Source organism: Streptomyces sp. PTL18 (assembly GCF_059510295.1).
The window spans coordinates 96,917-111,992 of sequence record NZ_JCAJZO010000008.1 but is presented as its reverse complement, the minus strand read 5'-3'; the positions used below and the strand labels follow the sequence as shown (position 1 = coordinate 111,992).

The 15,076-nt window shown below is 72.1% G+C and carries 18 protein-coding genes; 11 read left to right on the top strand and 7 right to left on the bottom strand.

What is annotated here, in order from left to right; genetic code table 11:
• Window positions 1–6 precede the first annotated feature (6 nt).
• Window positions 7–936: a 1-phosphofructokinase family hexose kinase gene (locus AC5WS8_RS17640; protein ID WP_496104343.1), complete on the top strand. Its 930-nt coding sequence runs from the start codon at window positions 7–9 to the stop codon at window positions 934–936.
• A 22-nt stretch (window positions 937–958) separates the two neighbouring features.
• Here the strand turns inward: AC5WS8_RS17640 and AC5WS8_RS17635 are convergent, their stop codons facing one another.
• Both AC5WS8_RS17635 and cdgB read right to left on the bottom strand, forming a co-directional pair.
• Window positions 959–1,897 (bottom strand): CBM35 domain-containing protein, encoded by a 939-nt coding sequence (locus tag AC5WS8_RS17635; RefSeq protein ID WP_496104342.1) that lies wholly within the window; start codon window positions 1,895–1,897, stop codon window positions 959–961.
• Window positions 1,898–2,014: 117 nt separating this feature from the next.
• Window positions 2,015–3,694 carry a diguanylate cyclase CdgB gene (gene cdgB / locus AC5WS8_RS17630; RefSeq protein WP_496104341.1) on the bottom strand — a complete coding sequence of 560 codons (1,680 nt, stop codon included), beginning with the start codon at window positions 3,692–3,694 and terminating at the stop codon, window positions 2,015–2,017.
• Between the two features lie 371 nt (window positions 3,695–4,065).
• Between cdgB and AC5WS8_RS17625 the strand changes: the two genes are divergently transcribed.
• A complete protein-coding gene (locus AC5WS8_RS17625) occupies window positions 4,066–4,641 on the top strand; it encodes a flavin reductase family protein (RefSeq protein ID WP_496104340.1) in 576 nt (191 codons plus the stop codon).
• A 94-nt stretch (window positions 4,642–4,735) separates the two neighbouring features.
• Here the strand turns inward: AC5WS8_RS17625 and arfB are convergent, their stop codons facing one another.
• Complete coding sequence (gene arfB / locus AC5WS8_RS17620) at window positions 4,736–5,173, bottom strand: alternative ribosome rescue aminoacyl-tRNA hydrolase ArfB (RefSeq protein WP_496104339.1); 438 nt, start codon at window positions 5,171–5,173, stop codon at window positions 4,736–4,738.
• A gap of 151 nt (window positions 5,174–5,324) precedes the next feature.
• Between arfB and AC5WS8_RS17615 the strand changes: the two genes are divergently transcribed.
• From AC5WS8_RS17615 to AC5WS8_RS17590, 6 genes are all read left to right on the top strand, one after another.
• Window positions 5,325–5,900 carry a TerD family protein gene (locus AC5WS8_RS17615; protein ID WP_496104338.1) on the top strand — a complete coding sequence of 192 codons (576 nt, stop codon included), beginning with the start codon at window positions 5,325–5,327 and terminating at the stop codon, window positions 5,898–5,900.
• Between the two features lie 121 nt (window positions 5,901–6,021).
• Window positions 6,022–6,534, top strand: coding sequence for a GNAT family N-acetyltransferase (locus AC5WS8_RS17610; RefSeq protein WP_496104337.1), 513 nt, complete (start codon window positions 6,022–6,024; stop codon window positions 6,532–6,534).
• Between the two features lie 13 nt (window positions 6,535–6,547).
• Entirely contained in the window at window positions 6,548–7,048 is a 501-nt protein-coding gene (locus AC5WS8_RS17605) for a hypothetical protein (RefSeq protein WP_496104336.1), read from the top strand.
• 115 nt (window positions 7,049–7,163) lie between these two features.
• Window positions 7,164–7,838, top strand: a complete 675-nt coding sequence (locus AC5WS8_RS17600) for a pentapeptide repeat-containing protein (protein WP_496104335.1) — start codon at window positions 7,164–7,166, stop codon at window positions 7,836–7,838.
• A 94-nt stretch (window positions 7,839–7,932) separates the two neighbouring features.
• On the top strand, window positions 7,933–8,118 hold the full coding sequence (locus AC5WS8_RS17595) for a hypothetical protein (RefSeq protein WP_496104334.1): 186 nt from the start codon (window positions 7,933–7,935) through the stop codon (window positions 8,116–8,118).
• A 51-nt stretch (window positions 8,119–8,169) separates the two neighbouring features.
• Entirely contained in the window at window positions 8,170–8,925 is a 756-nt protein-coding gene (locus AC5WS8_RS17590) for a PP2C family protein-serine/threonine phosphatase (protein WP_496104333.1), read from the top strand.
• 124 nt (window positions 8,926–9,049) lie between these two features.
• On the opposite strand, the gene AC5WS8_RS17585 is transcribed toward AC5WS8_RS17590, so the two are convergent.
• Genes AC5WS8_RS17585 through AC5WS8_RS17575 form a run of 3 tightly spaced genes read right to left on the bottom strand, consistent with a single transcriptional unit; the run spans window position 9,050 to window position 11,670 of the window.
• Window positions 9,050–9,559 carry a GNAT family N-acetyltransferase gene (locus AC5WS8_RS17585; protein ID WP_496104332.1) on the bottom strand — a complete coding sequence of 170 codons (510 nt, stop codon included), beginning with the start codon at window positions 9,557–9,559 and terminating at the stop codon, window positions 9,050–9,052.
• Between the two features lie 29 nt (window positions 9,560–9,588).
• The gene (locus AC5WS8_RS17580; protein ID WP_496104331.1) at window positions 9,589–10,995 is read right to left on the bottom strand and encodes an NAD(P)/FAD-dependent oxidoreductase; all 1,407 of its coding nucleotides are present in this window, start codon (window positions 10,993–10,995) and stop codon (window positions 9,589–9,591) included.
• Between the two features lie 9 nt (window positions 10,996–11,004).
• On the bottom strand, window positions 11,005–11,670 hold the full coding sequence (locus AC5WS8_RS17575; protein WP_496104330.1) for a rhomboid-like protein: 666 nt from the start codon (window positions 11,668–11,670) through the stop codon (window positions 11,005–11,007).
• Window positions 11,671–11,887: 217 nt separating this feature from the next.
• Here AC5WS8_RS17575 and AC5WS8_RS17570 point away from each other — a divergent pair, with 217 nt between their 5' ends.
• The 3 genes from AC5WS8_RS17570 (at window position 11,888) to AC5WS8_RS17560 (ending at window position 14,540) form a co-directional block, all read left to right on the top strand.
• Complete coding sequence (locus AC5WS8_RS17570) at window positions 11,888–12,256, top strand: hypothetical protein (protein ID WP_496104329.1); 369 nt, start codon at window positions 11,888–11,890, stop codon at window positions 12,254–12,256.
• 132 nt (window positions 12,257–12,388) lie between these two features.
• The gene (locus AC5WS8_RS17565) at window positions 12,389–13,453 is read left to right on the top strand and encodes a right-handed parallel beta-helix repeat-containing protein (protein ID WP_496104328.1); all 1,065 of its coding nucleotides are present in this window, start codon (window positions 12,389–12,391) and stop codon (window positions 13,451–13,453) included.
• A gap of 58 nt (window positions 13,454–13,511) precedes the next feature.
• Window positions 13,512–14,540, top strand: coding sequence for a methyltransferase (locus tag AC5WS8_RS17560; protein ID WP_496104327.1), 1,029 nt, complete (start codon window positions 13,512–13,514; stop codon window positions 14,538–14,540).
• Between the two features lie 189 nt (window positions 14,541–14,729).
• On the opposite strand, the gene AC5WS8_RS17555 is transcribed toward AC5WS8_RS17560, so the two are convergent.
• The gene (locus AC5WS8_RS17555) at window positions 14,730–15,062 is read right to left on the bottom strand and encodes a TcmI family type II polyketide cyclase (RefSeq protein ID WP_496104326.1); all 333 of its coding nucleotides are present in this window, start codon (window positions 15,060–15,062) and stop codon (window positions 14,730–14,732) included.
• Window positions 15,063–15,076 lie beyond the last annotated feature (14 nt).

Sequence of the window (15,076 nt, the reverse complement as noted above, 5' to 3'; positions counted from 1 at the left end):
TCCCAGGTGATCCTGACGGTCACGCTGAACACCGCTCTCGACATCACCTATCGCGTACGGGAGCTGAGGCCGCGCACCTCGCACCGGGTGACCGAGGTGACCGAACGGCCCGGCGGCAAGGGACTGAACGTGGCCCGGGTGCTCGCCGCGCTGGGTCACGAGGTGACGGCCACGGGCTTCGCGGGCGGCGCGACGGGCCGCTCGCTGCGGGACCGGCTCACCCGCACGCCCGGTCTCGTGGACGCGCTGGTCCCGGTCCGGGGCGCCACCCGGCGCACCGTCGCGGTGGCCGACCGGGCGACCGGCGACACCACCCAGCTCAACGAACCCGGCCCGGTGATCACGCCCGCCGAGTGGTCGGCGTTCCTGGAGAGGTACGACGACCTGGTGCGCTCCGCCGCCGCGGTGGCCCTGTGCGGCAGCCTGCCGCCGGGCGTGCCGGTGGGGGCGTACGCCCACCTGGTGCGCACCGCCCGGGCGGCGGGCGTCCCGGTGCTGCTCGACACCAGCGGGGAACCGCTGCGCCGCGGGGTCGCCGCCCGCCCCGACATCGTCAAGCCGAACGCCGACGAACTGGCCGAACTGACCGGCTCCCACGAGCCCGCGCAGGCGACGCGGGACGCCCGCCGGCGCGGGGCGCACACGGTGGTCGCCTCGCTGGGCGCCGAGGGCCTGCTCGCCGTGAACACGGAAGGCCGCTGGCGGGCCGCCCCGCCGCGCCGCCTGACGGGCAATCCGACGGGCGCGGGCGACTCGGCGGTCGCGGGCCTGCTGTCGGGCCTGGTGGAACACCTGCCCTGGCCGCGACGCCTGGCCCGGGCGGTGGCCCTGTCGGCGGCGACCGTACTCGCCCCGGCGGCAGGCGAGTTCGACCGCAGTACCTACGAGGAGCTGCTGGACCAGGTGACGGTGACCGCCGAGGCCACGGCGGCGTAGCCGTGGAGCCCTTCTGCGGGCCCTACTTCGACCAGCCCTTCGTCAGCCACAGCTGGTCCAGGTAGACGTTGCACTGGTTCCCCTGCTCGCAGGAGATCCGGATCGTGTTGGTGCCCTTGTTGAGCTGGATGTAGTTGTACGTCTTCGTCCAGCCCTTCTCCCAGTCGCCCTGGGGCGCGTTGGCCCAGTTCTTCAGGGACAGGGGGTTGGTCTGTGCCGTACCGTCGATCGTGAGGGTGGCGGTGGCGTCGACGCCGGGCACGCCGTAGCCGGTGTGCAGGGTGTACTTGCCGGTGGACGGGACGTCCACGGTCCAGGTCACGGCGGCGCCCACGTTGTTGAAGTTGCCGACGTAGACACCGCCGTCCGCCTTGGCGCCCTTGACGTCGGACGCGGTGGTCGCGCCGCCCTCCAGGTGCAGTGCCTTGGCGTCGATCGTCGGCAGCTTGGTGTCGTCCGTGGACTGCTGCGTGGCGGACTGGCTCGGGGACGCGCTCTGCGTGACCGTCGGGCTGGAGCCCGCCCGGCCGCCCTTCTTCCCGTCGTTCGAGTCGCCGGTGATCATGACGACGCCGATGCCGATGACGACCGCCGCCACCACCGCGATCGCGCCGATCAGCAGACCCTTGGTGTTGGGGCCCCGGCCGCGGCCACCGCCGGGCGGCGCGGCCGACGGCGTCTGACGGGTCGTCGGGGCACCGCCCGGCACCGTTTCCGGAGCGGCGTAGTGCGCGTTCGGCTGGCCGTACGACTGCTGTTGCGGGACCTGGCCGTAGGCGGCCGTCTGGGCCTGCGGCTGGCCGTACTGGCGCTGGCCGACCGTGCGCACTCTGTTCACGGAGCCCGGGTAGCCGTAGCCGCCGGAGGGCGGCTGGGCGCCGTTGGCCTGACCGTCGGCGTAGAGGTAGCCGAACGGGTCGTCGTCCTCGGGCGTGCTCGCGCCGTTGTTGCCGGGCGTCATCCCTAGGTCTCCTCAACAGGTGCGGGTCCAGATGCGTACATGGCTGAATGGCGAGCCTACCCGGTCCCCGGACCGCACACGGCTGTTGTTCCCATCACCCAAGGGCTGACCTGCGGTTTATCCCGCGCGCCTGTGCGCTTTGGGACGAGACCGTTTCTCTACGTACATCCGCTCGTCAGCCGATTTCAGCACTTCGTCCGCCGTCATGCCGCAGTGTGCCCAGCCGATGCCGAAACTCGCGCCGACACGCATGGCGCGGCCGTCGACCCGGATCGGCTGGATGATCTCGTTGCGCAGACGGACGGCGAGGTCCTGGGCGTCGGCCTTGCCGAGCCCGTCGGCCAGCACGACGAACTCGTCACCGCCGAGCCGGGCCACCGTGTCCCCGTCCCGTACCCCGCGGCTGAGCCTGCGGGCCACCTCGATGAGGACGGCGTCGCCCGCGTTGTGCCCGAACCGGTCGTTGATGGACTTGAAGCCGTCGAGGTCGCAGAAGAGCACCGCGAGGCCCTTGGTGCCGTCGTCGGCGTCGCCGTCCGGCGCGGCGGTGTGCACATGGTGGTCGAAGGCGTCGTACGGCCCCGGCCCGGCGTGGAGGGTGAAGGCGTGCCCGCCGACGTCGTGGACGGCCGGGTGGTCGTCTGCGAACCCGTCGCCGTACGCGGCGTCCAGGGAGTCGGCCGCGCTCGGCGCCGGCAACTGCGGGCGCCGGCACAGGCGGGCGGACAGACGGGCGCGCAGCTCCGCGGAGTTGGGCAGTCCGGTGAGCGAGTCGTGCGAGGCGCGGTGGGCGAGCTGCAGCTCGCGGCGCTTGCGTTCCTCGATGTCCTCGACGTGGGTGAGCAGGAAGCGGGGACCGTCGGCGGCGTCGGCGACCACCGAGTTGCGCAGGGACACCCACACGTAGGTGCCGTCCCGGCGGCCGAGCCGCAGTTCGGCGCGGCCACCCTCGGCGGAGGTGCGCAGCAGGGTGCCGATGTCCTCGGGGTGGACCAGGTCGGAGAACGAGTAGCGGCGCATGGCGGAGGCGGGGCGGCCCAGCAGGCGGCACAGGGCGTCGTTGGTGCGCAGGATCCGGCCGTGCTGGTCGCCGCCCATCTCGGCGATGGCCATGCCCGACGGGGCGTACTCGAACGCCTGCCGGAAGGACTCCTCGCTGGCGCGCAGGGCCTGCTGCTCCCGCTCCAGGCGGACCAGGGCGCGCTGCATGTTGGCCCGCAGCCGGGCGTTGCTGATGGCGATGGCGGCGTGGAAGGCGTACATCTGGAGGGCCTCGCGCCCCCAGGCGCCGGGCCGCCGCCCGTTGCGCGGCCGGTCCACGGAGATGACGCCGAGGAGTTCACCGTAGGAGCTGCCCTGGACGCCGGGCGTGTACATGGGGGCGAAGAGGCGGTCGGAGGGGTGCCACTCGTCCTCGAAGCGGGGCTCGGGACCGTCGGTGTACCACTGCGGCACGTCGTCCTCGTCGAGGATCCAGCCCTCCGTGTGCGGTATGAACCGCAGCGCCCCCCAGGCCTCGCCCATGGTGAGGCGCCGCTCCCAGGAGGCGCGGGAGCCGACGCGACCGGTGATCAGTGCCTCCGCGGCGGAGTTCCCGGCGAGCGCGGCGACGACCAGGTCGCCGTCCGGGCGTACGAGGTTGACGGCCGCCAGCTCGTAGCCGAGGCCGTTCACGATGCCGTCGGCGACCGTCTGCAGCGTGTCCGCCAGGCTGCGGGCGGTGTTCATGTCCGCCATCACCTGGTGCAGCTGCCGCAGGGTGGCAAGGCGGACATACGGCTCCGACTCGGTCTCCATTCGCCCTCCCCTCGAGAACTCGCAGCAACTCCAGGGACGCGTCGGCGTACCACCGTTCTCCCGGCCTTCCGCGGCACGCTACTCCGCGTACTTCCCGGACAGCATCGTGCAGCGTCTCCGCCACTGAATCACAGCGCGCTGCGCACTAGGTACACAGGGTCAACAAAATACGCTTCCTGTGACTCAAGTCACAGCCAAAGATGAACAATTACGGAGAGGTTCCGCATTTTCCCCGTGTTTTCGCCGAACCTGTCGGCCTCGCTGCGGCCCTGTGCGGACTTGAGATCGTACGACGTCCGTCGCCGGACCTAGGTCACGGTTCGGGCCCGGGCCCGATGTGGGCGGCCGGAAGCGGAGACTAGCGTTCTGACGTGCTCAAGACTTCCGCTGTCCCCTCAGTGTCCGCCGTGCCGCCCTCCTCCGGGCATGCTGAGGGGGTGAGCAACGACGAGTTCCGCGCGGCCATGTCCCGGCTGGCCGCGGGCGTGGTCCTGGTGACGTCGCACGAGCCCGCGCTGGACCCCGAGGGGCCCAAGGGCGAGGACGTCGGCATGACGGCGACCGCCTTCATGTCGGTGTCGCTGGACCCGCCCCTGGTCCTGGTCAGCCTGCGCGAGGGCGCCCGCATGGACGACCTGCTCGCCGAGCAGCCGCTGTGGGCGGTCTCCGTCCTCTCGGAGAGCCAGCGGCACATCGCGGGCCGCTTCGCGATGAAGGGCCGCGTCAGCGACCGCCTGCTGTTCGAGGACATCCCCTGCATCCGCGGCGAGGTCTCCGGCGCCCCTCTGGTGGGCGGCGCACTGGCGACCCTGGAGTGCCGCACGGAACAGCGGGTGCAGGCCGGCGACCACACGCTGGTGATCGGCAGGGTGCTCACGGCACGGGTGCCGAGTACGGGGGGCGGACCGCTCACGTACTTCCGGGGGCGTTACCGGCACTTGGCATGATCCCGTCCGCAATCGCGCGGCCGGCCTGCGAGCGGCGAGAGGAACGGCGGGCGGACGACGGGCGTTCCGGGTCCGTCCTGAACCCGCGGAGCCGCTACGTCCAGCCCCGGCCGGATCGCCCCTGCTTGGTCTCCGAGCGCTGTTTCTTCTCCCGCAGCCGCCGCTCGTTGATCCCCCGCGGGACGCGGGTCGGCTTGCGCGGCCGCGGCGGAGGTGCCGTCGCCTCGGCCAGCAGGGCCGCGAGGCGTACCGCGGCCGCCTCCCGGTTGCGCCACTGCGACCGGTGCTCGGAGGCCCGCACGGTGACGACCCCGTCGGCCAGCCGCCCCGCGAGCCGCTCCAGCGCCCGCTCCTTCCACACCGGAGGCAGGGCCTCGGTCCCGGCGAGGTCGAAACGCAACTCCACCTGGGTGTCACTGGTGTTGACGTGCTGTCCGCCGGGCCCGGACGATCGCGAGAAACGCCACATCAGCTCCGCCTCGGGGAGCGAGACGGAGCCGCGGACGACATAGGGACCGGACATGCCGTCCATGTTCCCCGCTCCGCCCGGTCCGCGTCATCCCGATTTCCGAACGGCAGGTAAAAAAGGTAAAGGAACCCGGAACCGCGGACACCCCCCTTGGCGTTGCTGGAGGTGGCGGTAGCTTCATCCGCACACGCAACGAGGGAAGGGACTCCCAACAATGGCTGTAAGCCTGTCCAAGGGTGGCAACGTCTCGCTCACCAAGGAGGCTCCGGGCCTGACCGCCGTCACCGTGGGCCTCGGCTGGGACGTCCGCACCACCACCGGCACGGACTTCGACCTCGACGCGTCCGCGATCGCGGTCAGCGCCCAGGGGAAGGTCTACTCGGACCAGCACTTCGTCTTCTTCAACAACAAGCAGACCCCGGACAACTCGATCGTCCACACGGGCGACAACCGCACGGGCGAGGGCGAGGGCGACGACGAGGCGATCAACGTCAACCTGGCGGCGCTCCCGGCGGACATCGACAAGATCGTCTTCCCCGTGTCCATCTACGACGCCGAATCCCGCTCGCAGAACTTCGGCCAGGTCCGCAACGCGTACATCCGCATCGTCAACCAGGCCGGCGGCCAGGAGATCGCCCGCTACGACCTGTCGGAGGACGCGGCCACCGAGACGGCCATGATCTTCGGCGAGCTGTACCGCAACGGTGCGGAGTGGAAGTTCCGCGCGGTCGGCCAGGGCTACGCGTCGGGTCTGGTGGGCATCGCCCAGGACTTCGGTGTCAACGTCTGACGGAGTCCCCCGGGCTCTCCGCACAGGGGTACGCCCGGCGCGTGACCGGAGCCCCGGCCATTGGAGGCCGGGGCTCCGGTTGCATTCCCGGGCCCCGACCCGTCCGCGATACGTTGCCGGGGTGATCCTCGAGCCCCTCCCGCTCAGCCCCGAGCACGGCCTCCCGGGTGAGCTGCTGACCGAACTCACCGCGCTCCACGCCTCCAACCGGGAGTTCCACGCCCTGAGCGGCGACTTCCCCGACCCGGACGACATCCGCCCGGAGCAGGTGGCGGCCGCGCTGGCCGACGAGTTGGCGCACCCCGACGCGGAGGTGCTGCTCGCCCGCAGTTTCGGGCGGCTCGTCGGGATGGCGATCACCCTCGCGCACCACCCCGACCCGGCCGACCCCGACCCGTGGATCGGCCTGCTGATGGTCGACGCGGTCCTGCATCGGCAGGGGCACGGACGACACCTGGCGTCCCTGGTCGAGGACCGGCTGCGCGCCGCCGGACGCACCGCCGTACGCCTCGCCGTGCTGGAGGACAACGCCGCGGGCCTCGCCTTCTGGACGGCTCTCGGCTACGAGGTCATCGACCGCCGCCCGGACCGTGAGCGGGGCCGCCCGTGCGCCGTGCTGCGCAAGGCCCTGTGACACCATCGCCCCCGTGCTCGACATCGGCTACGCCCTCTCCAACCGCTTCCCCGATCCCCCGCAGACCGACTACCGCCGCGCGGACGTCCACGCCCTGCGGCACGACCTCTTCTGCGGTGACGTCTACCTCGCCGACACCGAGGCGGACCGGGAGCTGTCCACAGCCTGGGGATGGGTGCCGGTGCTCGACTTCGCGTGGGCGCTGTGCGACATCGCCGAGCGGCTCGACCGGGACCCGCTCGGCGGCCGTGCCGCCCGGCCGCAGCGCGCGGAGCTGGACTTCACCGAGTCCACCGACCGCCTGCTGTTCGAGCGCCGTTTCGGCTGGGTGGACATCGAGGCGGAGTGGCTGCCGTCGGCCGGGCCCCCGCTGACGTTCTCCCACACGGAACTGCGCCGCGAGGCCCGCGACTTCCTGCACGACCTGATCGCCGACCTGACCGACCTGCACGAGGACCTCGCGGAGAACCCGGCGATCTGGACGCTGCAGGCCCGTTTCCCCAGGGTCCCCTGACCGGCAGCCCGGAAAGCCCCTCGCCGGGTGCGGCGGCCGCTCCTCACGGCTCCGGCAGCAAGGGCGACATCGCAGGTCCGGGCGATTGTCAGTGGTCGGGTGCAGCATGGGGGGCATGGTGCGGAGGGCGCGGGTGGTGAAGACGGCGCGGCGGCCGGAGGTGCGGCTGCCCGAGCTGGTGGCGTGGGCGGACGGGGAGGTGGTTCCGGACGGGGACTACGACGGGCTGGAGTTCCGGGACGCGGATCTCGCGGGCCAGGACGGCGTGGGCGCCCGGTTCATGGACTGCGCGCTGACGGGGTGCACGCTGGACGGGACGGGGCTGCACCACGCGCGCGTGCTGGACTCGGTCCTGAAGGGCATACGGGGCGTGGGCACCGACCTCGCGGAGGCGACCCTGCGCGACGTGGAGCTGGTGGACGCCCGGCTCGGCGGGACCCAGCTGCACGGGGCGGTGCTGGAGCGGGTGCTGGTGCACGGCGGCAAGATCGACTACCTGAACCTGCGCACGGCGCGGCTGAAGGACGTCGTCTTCGAGGGCTGTGTCCTCATCGAGCCGGACTTCGGGGGCGCCCGGCTGGAGCGGGTGGAGTTCGTGGACTGCGTGCTGAAGGGAGCCGACCTGACGGCGGCGTCCCTGGTGGACGTGGACCTGCGCCGCGCGGCGGAGCTGGACATCGCGCGCGGAGTGGACCGCCTGTCCGGCGCGGCGATCAGCCATGCGCAGCTGCTCGACCTCGCCCCGGTGCTGGCGGCGGCGATGGGGCTGCGGGTGGCGGAGGAGGACTGAGGGGACGGGCGCGAGCGGCGACGTACGACGCGGCTCGCCTCGCCATGGCCGTCCTGGGGGTGGACCATGGAGGGGAACGACGAAGGAGGCCGGCATGAAGTCATCCGGAGCCTCGGAATACGACACCTGGCTCTACTCGCACACCCCGTCGCAGGCCGAGGGCGAGCGCGACGAGCCCGGCGAGCGCAGTGCCAGGGAGCAGCACCCGGAGGTACCCCGCACGGAGCCGTCCCAGGCGGAGGGCGAGCGCGGGGACGAGCTGGGGCGGAAACGCCCCTGACCACGGGTGATCCGGTGATCGCCCGCATCCGGTGATCGGCGGTGGCTTGCGGTGTCGTACGTCGCTGTCAGCGCACTCAGCCACCCGGGCCTGCTGCGGGACAAGAACGAGGACAGTCTCGTCGCCGGCCCGTGGACGCTGTGCGCCACCGTCACCGAGAACCCGCAGACGCTGGTCTTCCCCCTGGGTACGCCCCTGGTCGTCGCCGTGGCCGACGGGCTCGGCGGGCACCCCGGGGGCGAGGTGGCGAGCGCGCTGGTGGCGCGGCGGTTCGCGGCCCTCGGGCCGGCGCTGGGCAGTGAGGAAGCCGTCCGGGGCGCAGTGGAGTCCTGCAACCGTGCCGTCTACACGGCCGCCGAGGGCGGCGAGGACGACGGCCCCGGCCTCGCCATGATGGGCACCACCGTCGCGGGTGCCGTCCTGCTGCCGGAGGAGCGGCTGGTCTTCAACGTGGGGGACAGCCGCGTCTTCGCCGCGCCCGCGGAAGGGCTCCGGCAGGTGAGTGTGGACGACAGCCCGCCCCTGGCGCCCGGGCGGCGCACCACCTCGCTGGTCACCCAGTGCCTCGGCGGCTCCGCGCACTACCGTGCCGTCGTGCCGCATGTGACGGCCGGGCCGTTGTCACCGGGCGACCGCTATCTCCTCTGCACGGACGGCCTCACGGATCCGGTGCCGGAGGACACGATCGACGCGGTGCTGCGGGAGCACGACGACGGACGGGCCGCCTTCGAGCTGTGGAAGGCCGCCATCAGCGCGGGCGGCCCCGACAACATCACCCTCGCGGTCGTCCGCGTCGCCGGCGACTAGGGGGTTACGAAAGCCCTGTGCGGTGCCCGCGGTGTCCGGTGCGTGCTCTGGGGGTCCCCCTGCTCGAAGAGCTTGGGGGAGCGTGCCGGGCGTCGCGACGGGGCGAACGCCGCCTGATGCGGCACTAGGACGGCTCGGCCCCGCACGCCTCCGGACGCCCGAGTTCCGCCAGCGCCCCGTCCGTCAGCCGGTACACCGTCCACTCGTCCTGCGGGCGGGCGCCCAGGGCCTCGTAGAAGTCGATCGACGGGCGGTTCCAGTTCAGCACCGACCACTCCAGACGCTCGTAGCCTCGCTCCACGCAGATGCGGGCCAGTTCCGTCAGCAGCGCCTTGCCGTGGCCGGCGCCACGGGCCTCCGGGCGGACGTACAGGTCCTCCAGGTAGATGCCGTGCACGCCCCGCCAGGTGGAGAAGTTCAGGAACCACAGCGCGAATCCGACAACCGCTCCCCCGTCGTCCTCCGCGATGTGCGCGAAGGCCGCCGGGCGCGCGCCGAACAGCGCCTCGTCCAGCTGCTCCGGCGTCGCCCGTGCCTCGTCGGCCGCCTTCTCGTAGGTGGCGAGTTCACGGATCAGGGTGTGGAGGACGGGGATGTCGTCGGGTGTCGCGGTACGGATCATGCCGGCAGTCAAGCACAGGCGGGGCCGGGCCCGCCCTTTCCTCACGTGCGTCCGGCGACCCGGTCGGCCAGCTGTGCCAGGCGTGACGACTCGATGCCGGGCGCCGTCCTCTCACGCCGGTCCGCCGTGCGGTAGGTGGCGTACATCCCGTGCACCCCCAGCCAGCGCAGCGGTTCCGGCTCCCACTTGCGCACCCGGTGGTTCACCCACGGCAGCGCCGTCAGCTCCGTCGGGCCCGACTGGCCCGCGTCCTGCTGGACGAGGTCGCGCAGCGTACGGGCGGCGAGGTTGGCGGTGGCGACGCCCGAGCCGACGTAGCCGCCCGCCCAGCCGAGGCCCGTGGAGCGGTCCAGGGTGACCGTGGCGCACCAGTCGCGGGGCACGCCGAGCACGCCCGACCATGCGTGGGTCACCCCGATCCCGGCCAGCGACGGGAAGAAGCGGACCAGGATGTCGTGGAGCGCCTGAACGGTGGCGGGCTGGGTGCGGCCGTCGTTGTCCGTGCGGGAGCCGAAGCGGTACGGGACGCCGCGCCCGCCGAGTGCGATCCGGCCGTCGGCGGTGCGCTGGGCGTACATGTACGCGTGCGCCGTGTCGCCCAGCGTCTCGCGCCCCTCCCAGCCGATCCGCTCCCACTGCGCGTCGGTGAGCGGCTCGGTCGCGATCATGGAGGAGTTCATGGGGAGCCAGGTGCGCCGCTGTCCCTTCAGAGAGGCCGTGAAGCCCTCCGTGCAGCGCAGGACGTAGGGGGCGCGGACCGTGCCGTAGGGCGTCACCGCGTGCTTCGGACGGATCTCGGTGACCGGGGTGTGCTCGTGGATCTTCACACCGAGCGCCTCCACGGCCGCCGCGAGGCCCTTGACCAGCTTCACCGGGTGCAGCCGCGCCCCGTGCGGGGTCCAGGTGGAGCCGACCGCGTCCGCGACCCTGATCCGCTCGGCGGTCTGCCGGGCGCCGTACAGCTCGCGGTCCTTCTCGCCGTAGGACAGCTCCCGCTCGTGAGACGCCTTCAGACGGGCCAGCTGCGCGGGTGTGTACGCCACCTCCAGGACGCCGCCGACGTGCACGTCCGCCTCGATGCCCTCCGTCCCGGTGACGCGGACGACCTCGGCGACCGTGTCGTTCATCGCCTGCTGCAGGCGGACGGCGGCCTCGTGGCCGTGCAGCTTCGCGTACCGGTCGCGGCCCGCTATGCCGTTGTAGAGCCAGCCGCCGTTGCGGCCGGAGGCGCCGTAGCCGCAGAACCGCTGCTCCAGCACGGTGATGCGCAGAAAGGGTGCCGCCTTCTTCAGGTAGTAGGCGGTCCACAGGCCGGTGTAGCCGCCGCCGACGATCACCACGTCGGCGGACGCGTCCCCGGCGAGGGGTTCCCGGGGCTCGGGGAGGCCGTCGTCGGCGTACCAGAAGGAGACGCCGCCGTTGACGACGCCACTCACCGCAGTGTTCATGCGCGGACGTTAACCCTTGAGAGTGACCAGTGTCTCCTTCGGATTCCATGGTTTTCCGCGGCCACGGGTGAGCGGATAGCAGGCCAGACCGATGAGCACAGCGATGAAATGCCCGAAATCGGTGAAGGTGGGGGTCGCGGCCAGGGGTATGGAGTACACCAGCAGGACGACGGTCAGATACGCGTAGCTCCAGGGTGCCGCGAGCCGGTAGGTGAGCACGCCGACCACCCCCGCGAGCGCGTAACTGACCCCGAAGTCGAGTGTGTTGACCGCCGACTGGGGGGCCATCCCGTCTCTTATCGCCTGCAGCAGCGCCCCCTCGCTGACGAGCGAGGCCAGCACGTGCGCGGCGGCGCACACGGTCAGCCAGCGGACGGTGCCCAGCCAGCGCTCCGCCTGGGCGTGGAAGACCGTGTAGAGCGCGGCGTACGGCAGCCAGTGTCCGCCGTCGATCCACATCGCGCTGGTGATGAACGCGTGCAGCGGGTCCTGGGACAGCTGGTGGATGTTGGTGGACCGCTGCCGCAGGAAGCGCTCCTCGAAGTGCGGTGACATGTGGTGCAGCGCGATGGTGGTGAAGAACAGGACCAGCAGCCACACGTACGTCCCCGGGGCGCTGCGGAGGTACGCCGCCGCCGCCCCGAGGCCGCGCCGAAACCGCCTGACCCCGTCCACACAGGCCAGTATGGTCGGGAAGGTGATCGAGGTGCCTGGTGAGCCGGCCGCTTCTCAGGAGAAATTCAACGGGCCGGCGGAGCGGGCGATCGTCGCGGAGCCGCCCGACGGGCGGAGGAGTTCGCGGGCGGAGGAGTTCGCGGGTGGTGGGGGCTGCGGGTGGACGGGCCCGCGAGGTACGGCGTGTGCGCGCCGGCGGTTCCGGTGCTGCGGGGGGATGCGACGCCGGCCGTGCTCAAGCTCCGGTTCCTGGACGAGGAGACCGTGGGCGAGCCCCTGCCCCGCGGGTGCGGGACGGGCAGGGAGCCGTCCGTCTGCCGAGTACGACACCGCGCCCCCCTGCCCGGCCATCGACCTTGAGCCGCTCGCCGGCGACCCCGGCTCGGAGCCGCTCCCCGCGAACCGCCGCCGCCACGACCCCGCGGAGGCCCGGTGGCGTTTCGGCGCCCTGACGGACGCGCTGGGCCCGCAGCGGGAGCGGGCGTGGACGCCGGGCCGGGTGCTGCAGCACCGCCTCTGGGACCTCGAGGTCGGCAGGCCGCCGGAGAGGGGCCTGCTGGAGATCGGGCGGACGCTGCGCGGCTGACCACGACCCGGGCGGCCGCCGGCGCGCCGCGCCCGCGTTGCGGCGGCACGCCGGGCCACCACCCGGACCGAGACACGCCCCCGTATGGCCGATCCGGCATTCAACGACTTATCCGGTCATAGCGTATCGAATATGACGAAACGCCATCTCGCTTTCCTCGCGTGTGCCGCAGCGCTCGTCGCGTCGGGGTGCGGCGCCACCGCCGACCCCCTCCCCGCAACCCCCGGCACCCGCACGGTACGCCCGGGTGACTCCATCCAGAAGGCGGTGGACGCCGCCAGACCGGGAGACACCATCCTCATCTCCGCCGGCACCTACCGGGAGAGCGTCCGGGTGACCACCTCCGGGCTGACTCTGCGCGGCATGGGGCGGAACACCGTCATCGCACCGCCCCTCGGGGCGACATCGAACGCCTGCGCCAAGGCGGGCAACGGGATCTGTGTCGAGGGGAAGCGGGGGCACCCCGTCACGGACACCACCGTCGCCTCCCTCGCCCTGACCGGCTTCCCCAAGAGTGGCCTGTGGTCCACGTGGACCGACCGGCTGACCGTCCGGCACGTGACCGCCGAGAGGAACAAGGTGTGGGGCATCGCGCAGGAACGCTCCACCCGGGGCGTGTTCCTGGACAACACCGCCCGCGACAACGGCGACGCGGGCCTGTTCCTCGCCAACTCGGTCGCCACCGAGGGCGGGGCCACGGACACCAAGGGTGCGGTGATCGCGCAGAACCACCTCCAGGGCAACCGGATCGGCGTCACCATCCGCCGCCTGAGGGACCTGACCGTCATGAGCAACGACATCACCGCCAACTGCGCGGCGCTCTTCGTCGTCGGGGACGAGAACACCCCGCGGGCCGGCGCCCTGACCGTGAGCGACAACTTCATCCACCGGAACAACAAGTCCTGCCCGAAGACCGCCCGGCTGCCCGCCCTGCAGGGCACGGGGATCGTCCTGACCGGGGCCGAGAACACCCTGGTGACCCGGAACACGGTCACGGACCACGCGGGCAAGTCCCCGCTCTCCGGCGGGATCGTGCTCTTCAAGAGCATGGTGGGCGCCCCGAACGAACGCAACCAGATCACCGGCAACACGGTGCGGCGCAACACCCCGGCCGACCTCGTCAACGCGGACACCGGCAAGGGCAACACCTTCCAGGGCAACACCTGCGGCGCCTCCAAGCCCGCGGGACTGTGCTGACGCCGCGGCACCGCCGCCTGGGCAAGACCCTCGCGGACCCAGAGAGGAAAGGCAGCACATGACGACCGTAAGCCCTGCCCCACCGCCCTCCATGCGGCTTCGGGAACTCGCGTTCGGGGCGGCGTGTGCCGCCGCCCTGCGCGCCGCCGCCCGGCTGGGTGTCGCCGACGCGCTCGGGGACGGCCCCATGGCCGTGGCGGACCTCGCGGCCGCGGTGAAGACCGAACCCCGGCCACTGCGGCGGCTGCTGCGGGCCCTGACCTGCTACGGCGTCTTCGCCGAGCAGGAGGACGGGACGTTCGCGCACACCGACATGTCCCGGTTGCTGCGCGAGGACGACCCGAACAGCCTGCGCTGCATCACCCTGTGGTGCACCGAACCGTGGACCTGGGACGCCTGGCCGAAGCTGGACGAGGCGGTGCGCACCGGCCGGAACGTCGTCGAGGACCTGTACGGCAAGGAGTTCTTCACCTACCTCAACGAGGACGCCCCCGAGTCGGCAGACGTCTTCAACCGGGCCATGACGACCTCCAGCCGGCAGTCCGCCCGGGACGTCGCCGAACTCCTCGACCTGTCGGGCAGCTCCTCGGTCGCCGACATCGGCGGTGGTCAGGGACATGTGGTGGCGAGCCTGCTGGACAAGTACCCGTCGATGCACGGAACGCTGCTGGACCTGCCGCGCGTGGTGGACAACGCCGATCCGCGGCTGCGTCCCGGAGGTGACCTCGCCGGCCGGGTGCGCATCGTGCCCGGCGACTGCCGCGAGGCCGTCCCGGTCAGGGCCGACGTCTACATCATCAAGAACATCCTCGAGTGGGACGACGACTCCACCGCCCGGTGCCTGCGCAACGTCGTCACGGCGGGCGGGCCGGGGGCGCGGGTCGTGGTCATCGAGAACCTCGTCGACGACACGCCCTCGATGCGGTTCTCCACCGCCATGGACCTGCTGCTGCTCCTCAACGTGGGCGGGGCCAAGCACACCGAGAGGAGCATGGTGGACCGGATCACCGCGGCGGGCCTGCTCATCGACGCGATCCGCCCGGTCAACCCCTACCTGCACGCGTTCGAATGCACCGTCCCGCACTGAACGACCGCGCTGGACGCCCCGCGCCGAACGGACCGGCTGAAGCCGCACCGGACGACCCGCACCGGACGACGAGCGCGACGGGCCCGCCGGGTCCGCCCCCACGGGCCACCGGTCGCCGGGTCCGCGGTGGACGCGGGCCCGGCGACCGGTGGCCGTTCGGGTGGTGCGGACGGTGGGGTCGGGGGTGGTTCAGCGAGCGGCCTCCCGCTCCCAGCGGTAGAAGCACTGCGCCATCGCGTCCTTGGGAGAGCGCCAGGTGGCCGGGTCGTAGGCGCTGACGTACGCCGTGAGCCGCTCGCTGACGTCCCGGAACGCCGGGTGCTCGGCCACCTTGGCGACGGCCGGGCCGGGTTCCCGGTCGGCGTCGATCAGGTGCATGTAGACGTCGCCGAACTGCCACAGGGTGCGCCGGGTGACCCCGACGAGGTGCGGCAGCTCTCCCCGGTCGGATTCCTCGAACACCTTGGCGATGTCCGGGGCCGACCCGGGGGCCATACGGGCGACGATCAGGGCCTGGTGCATGGGTGTGTCCTCCG

Bases quoted from the DNA above. Each gene is read 5' to 3' on its own strand.
- AC5WS8_RS17635 (WP_496104342.1), bottom strand. From the start codon at position 1,897: ATGACGCCCGGCAACAACGGCGCGAGCACGCCCGAGGACGACGACCCG.
- cdgB (WP_496104341.1), bottom strand. From the start codon at position 3,694: ATGGAGACCGAGTCGGAGCCGTATGTCCGCCTTGCCACCCTGCGGCAG.
- arfB (WP_496104339.1), bottom strand. From the start codon at position 5,173: ATGGACGGCATGTCCGGTCCCTATGTCGTCCGCGGCTCCGTCTCGCTC.
- AC5WS8_RS17615 (WP_496104338.1), top strand. From the start codon at position 5,325: ATGGCTGTAAGCCTGTCCAAGGGTGGCAACGTCTCGCTCACCAAGGAG.
- AC5WS8_RS17600 (WP_496104335.1), top strand. From the start codon at position 7,164: ATGGTGCGGAGGGCGCGGGTGGTGAAGACGGCGCGGCGGCCGGAGGTG.
- AC5WS8_RS17595 (WP_496104334.1), top strand. From the start codon at position 7,933: ATGAAGTCATCCGGAGCCTCGGAATACGACACCTGGCTCTACTCGCAC.
- AC5WS8_RS17580 (WP_496104331.1), bottom strand. From the start codon at position 10,995: ATGAACACTGCGGTGAGTGGCGTCGTCAACGGCGGCGTCTCCTTCTGG.
- AC5WS8_RS17570 (WP_496104329.1), top strand. From the start codon at position 11,888: ATGCGACGCCGGCCGTGCTCAAGCTCCGGTTCCTGGACGAGGAGACCG.
- AC5WS8_RS17565 (WP_496104328.1), top strand. From the start codon at position 12,389: ATGACGAAACGCCATCTCGCTTTCCTCGCGTGTGCCGCAGCGCTCGTC.
- AC5WS8_RS17560 (WP_496104327.1), top strand. From the start codon at position 13,512: ATGACGACCGTAAGCCCTGCCCCACCGCCCTCCATGCGGCTTCGGGAA.
- AC5WS8_RS17555 (WP_496104326.1), bottom strand. From the start codon at position 15,062: ATGCACCAGGCCCTGATCGTCGCCCGTATGGCCCCCGGGTCGGCCCCG.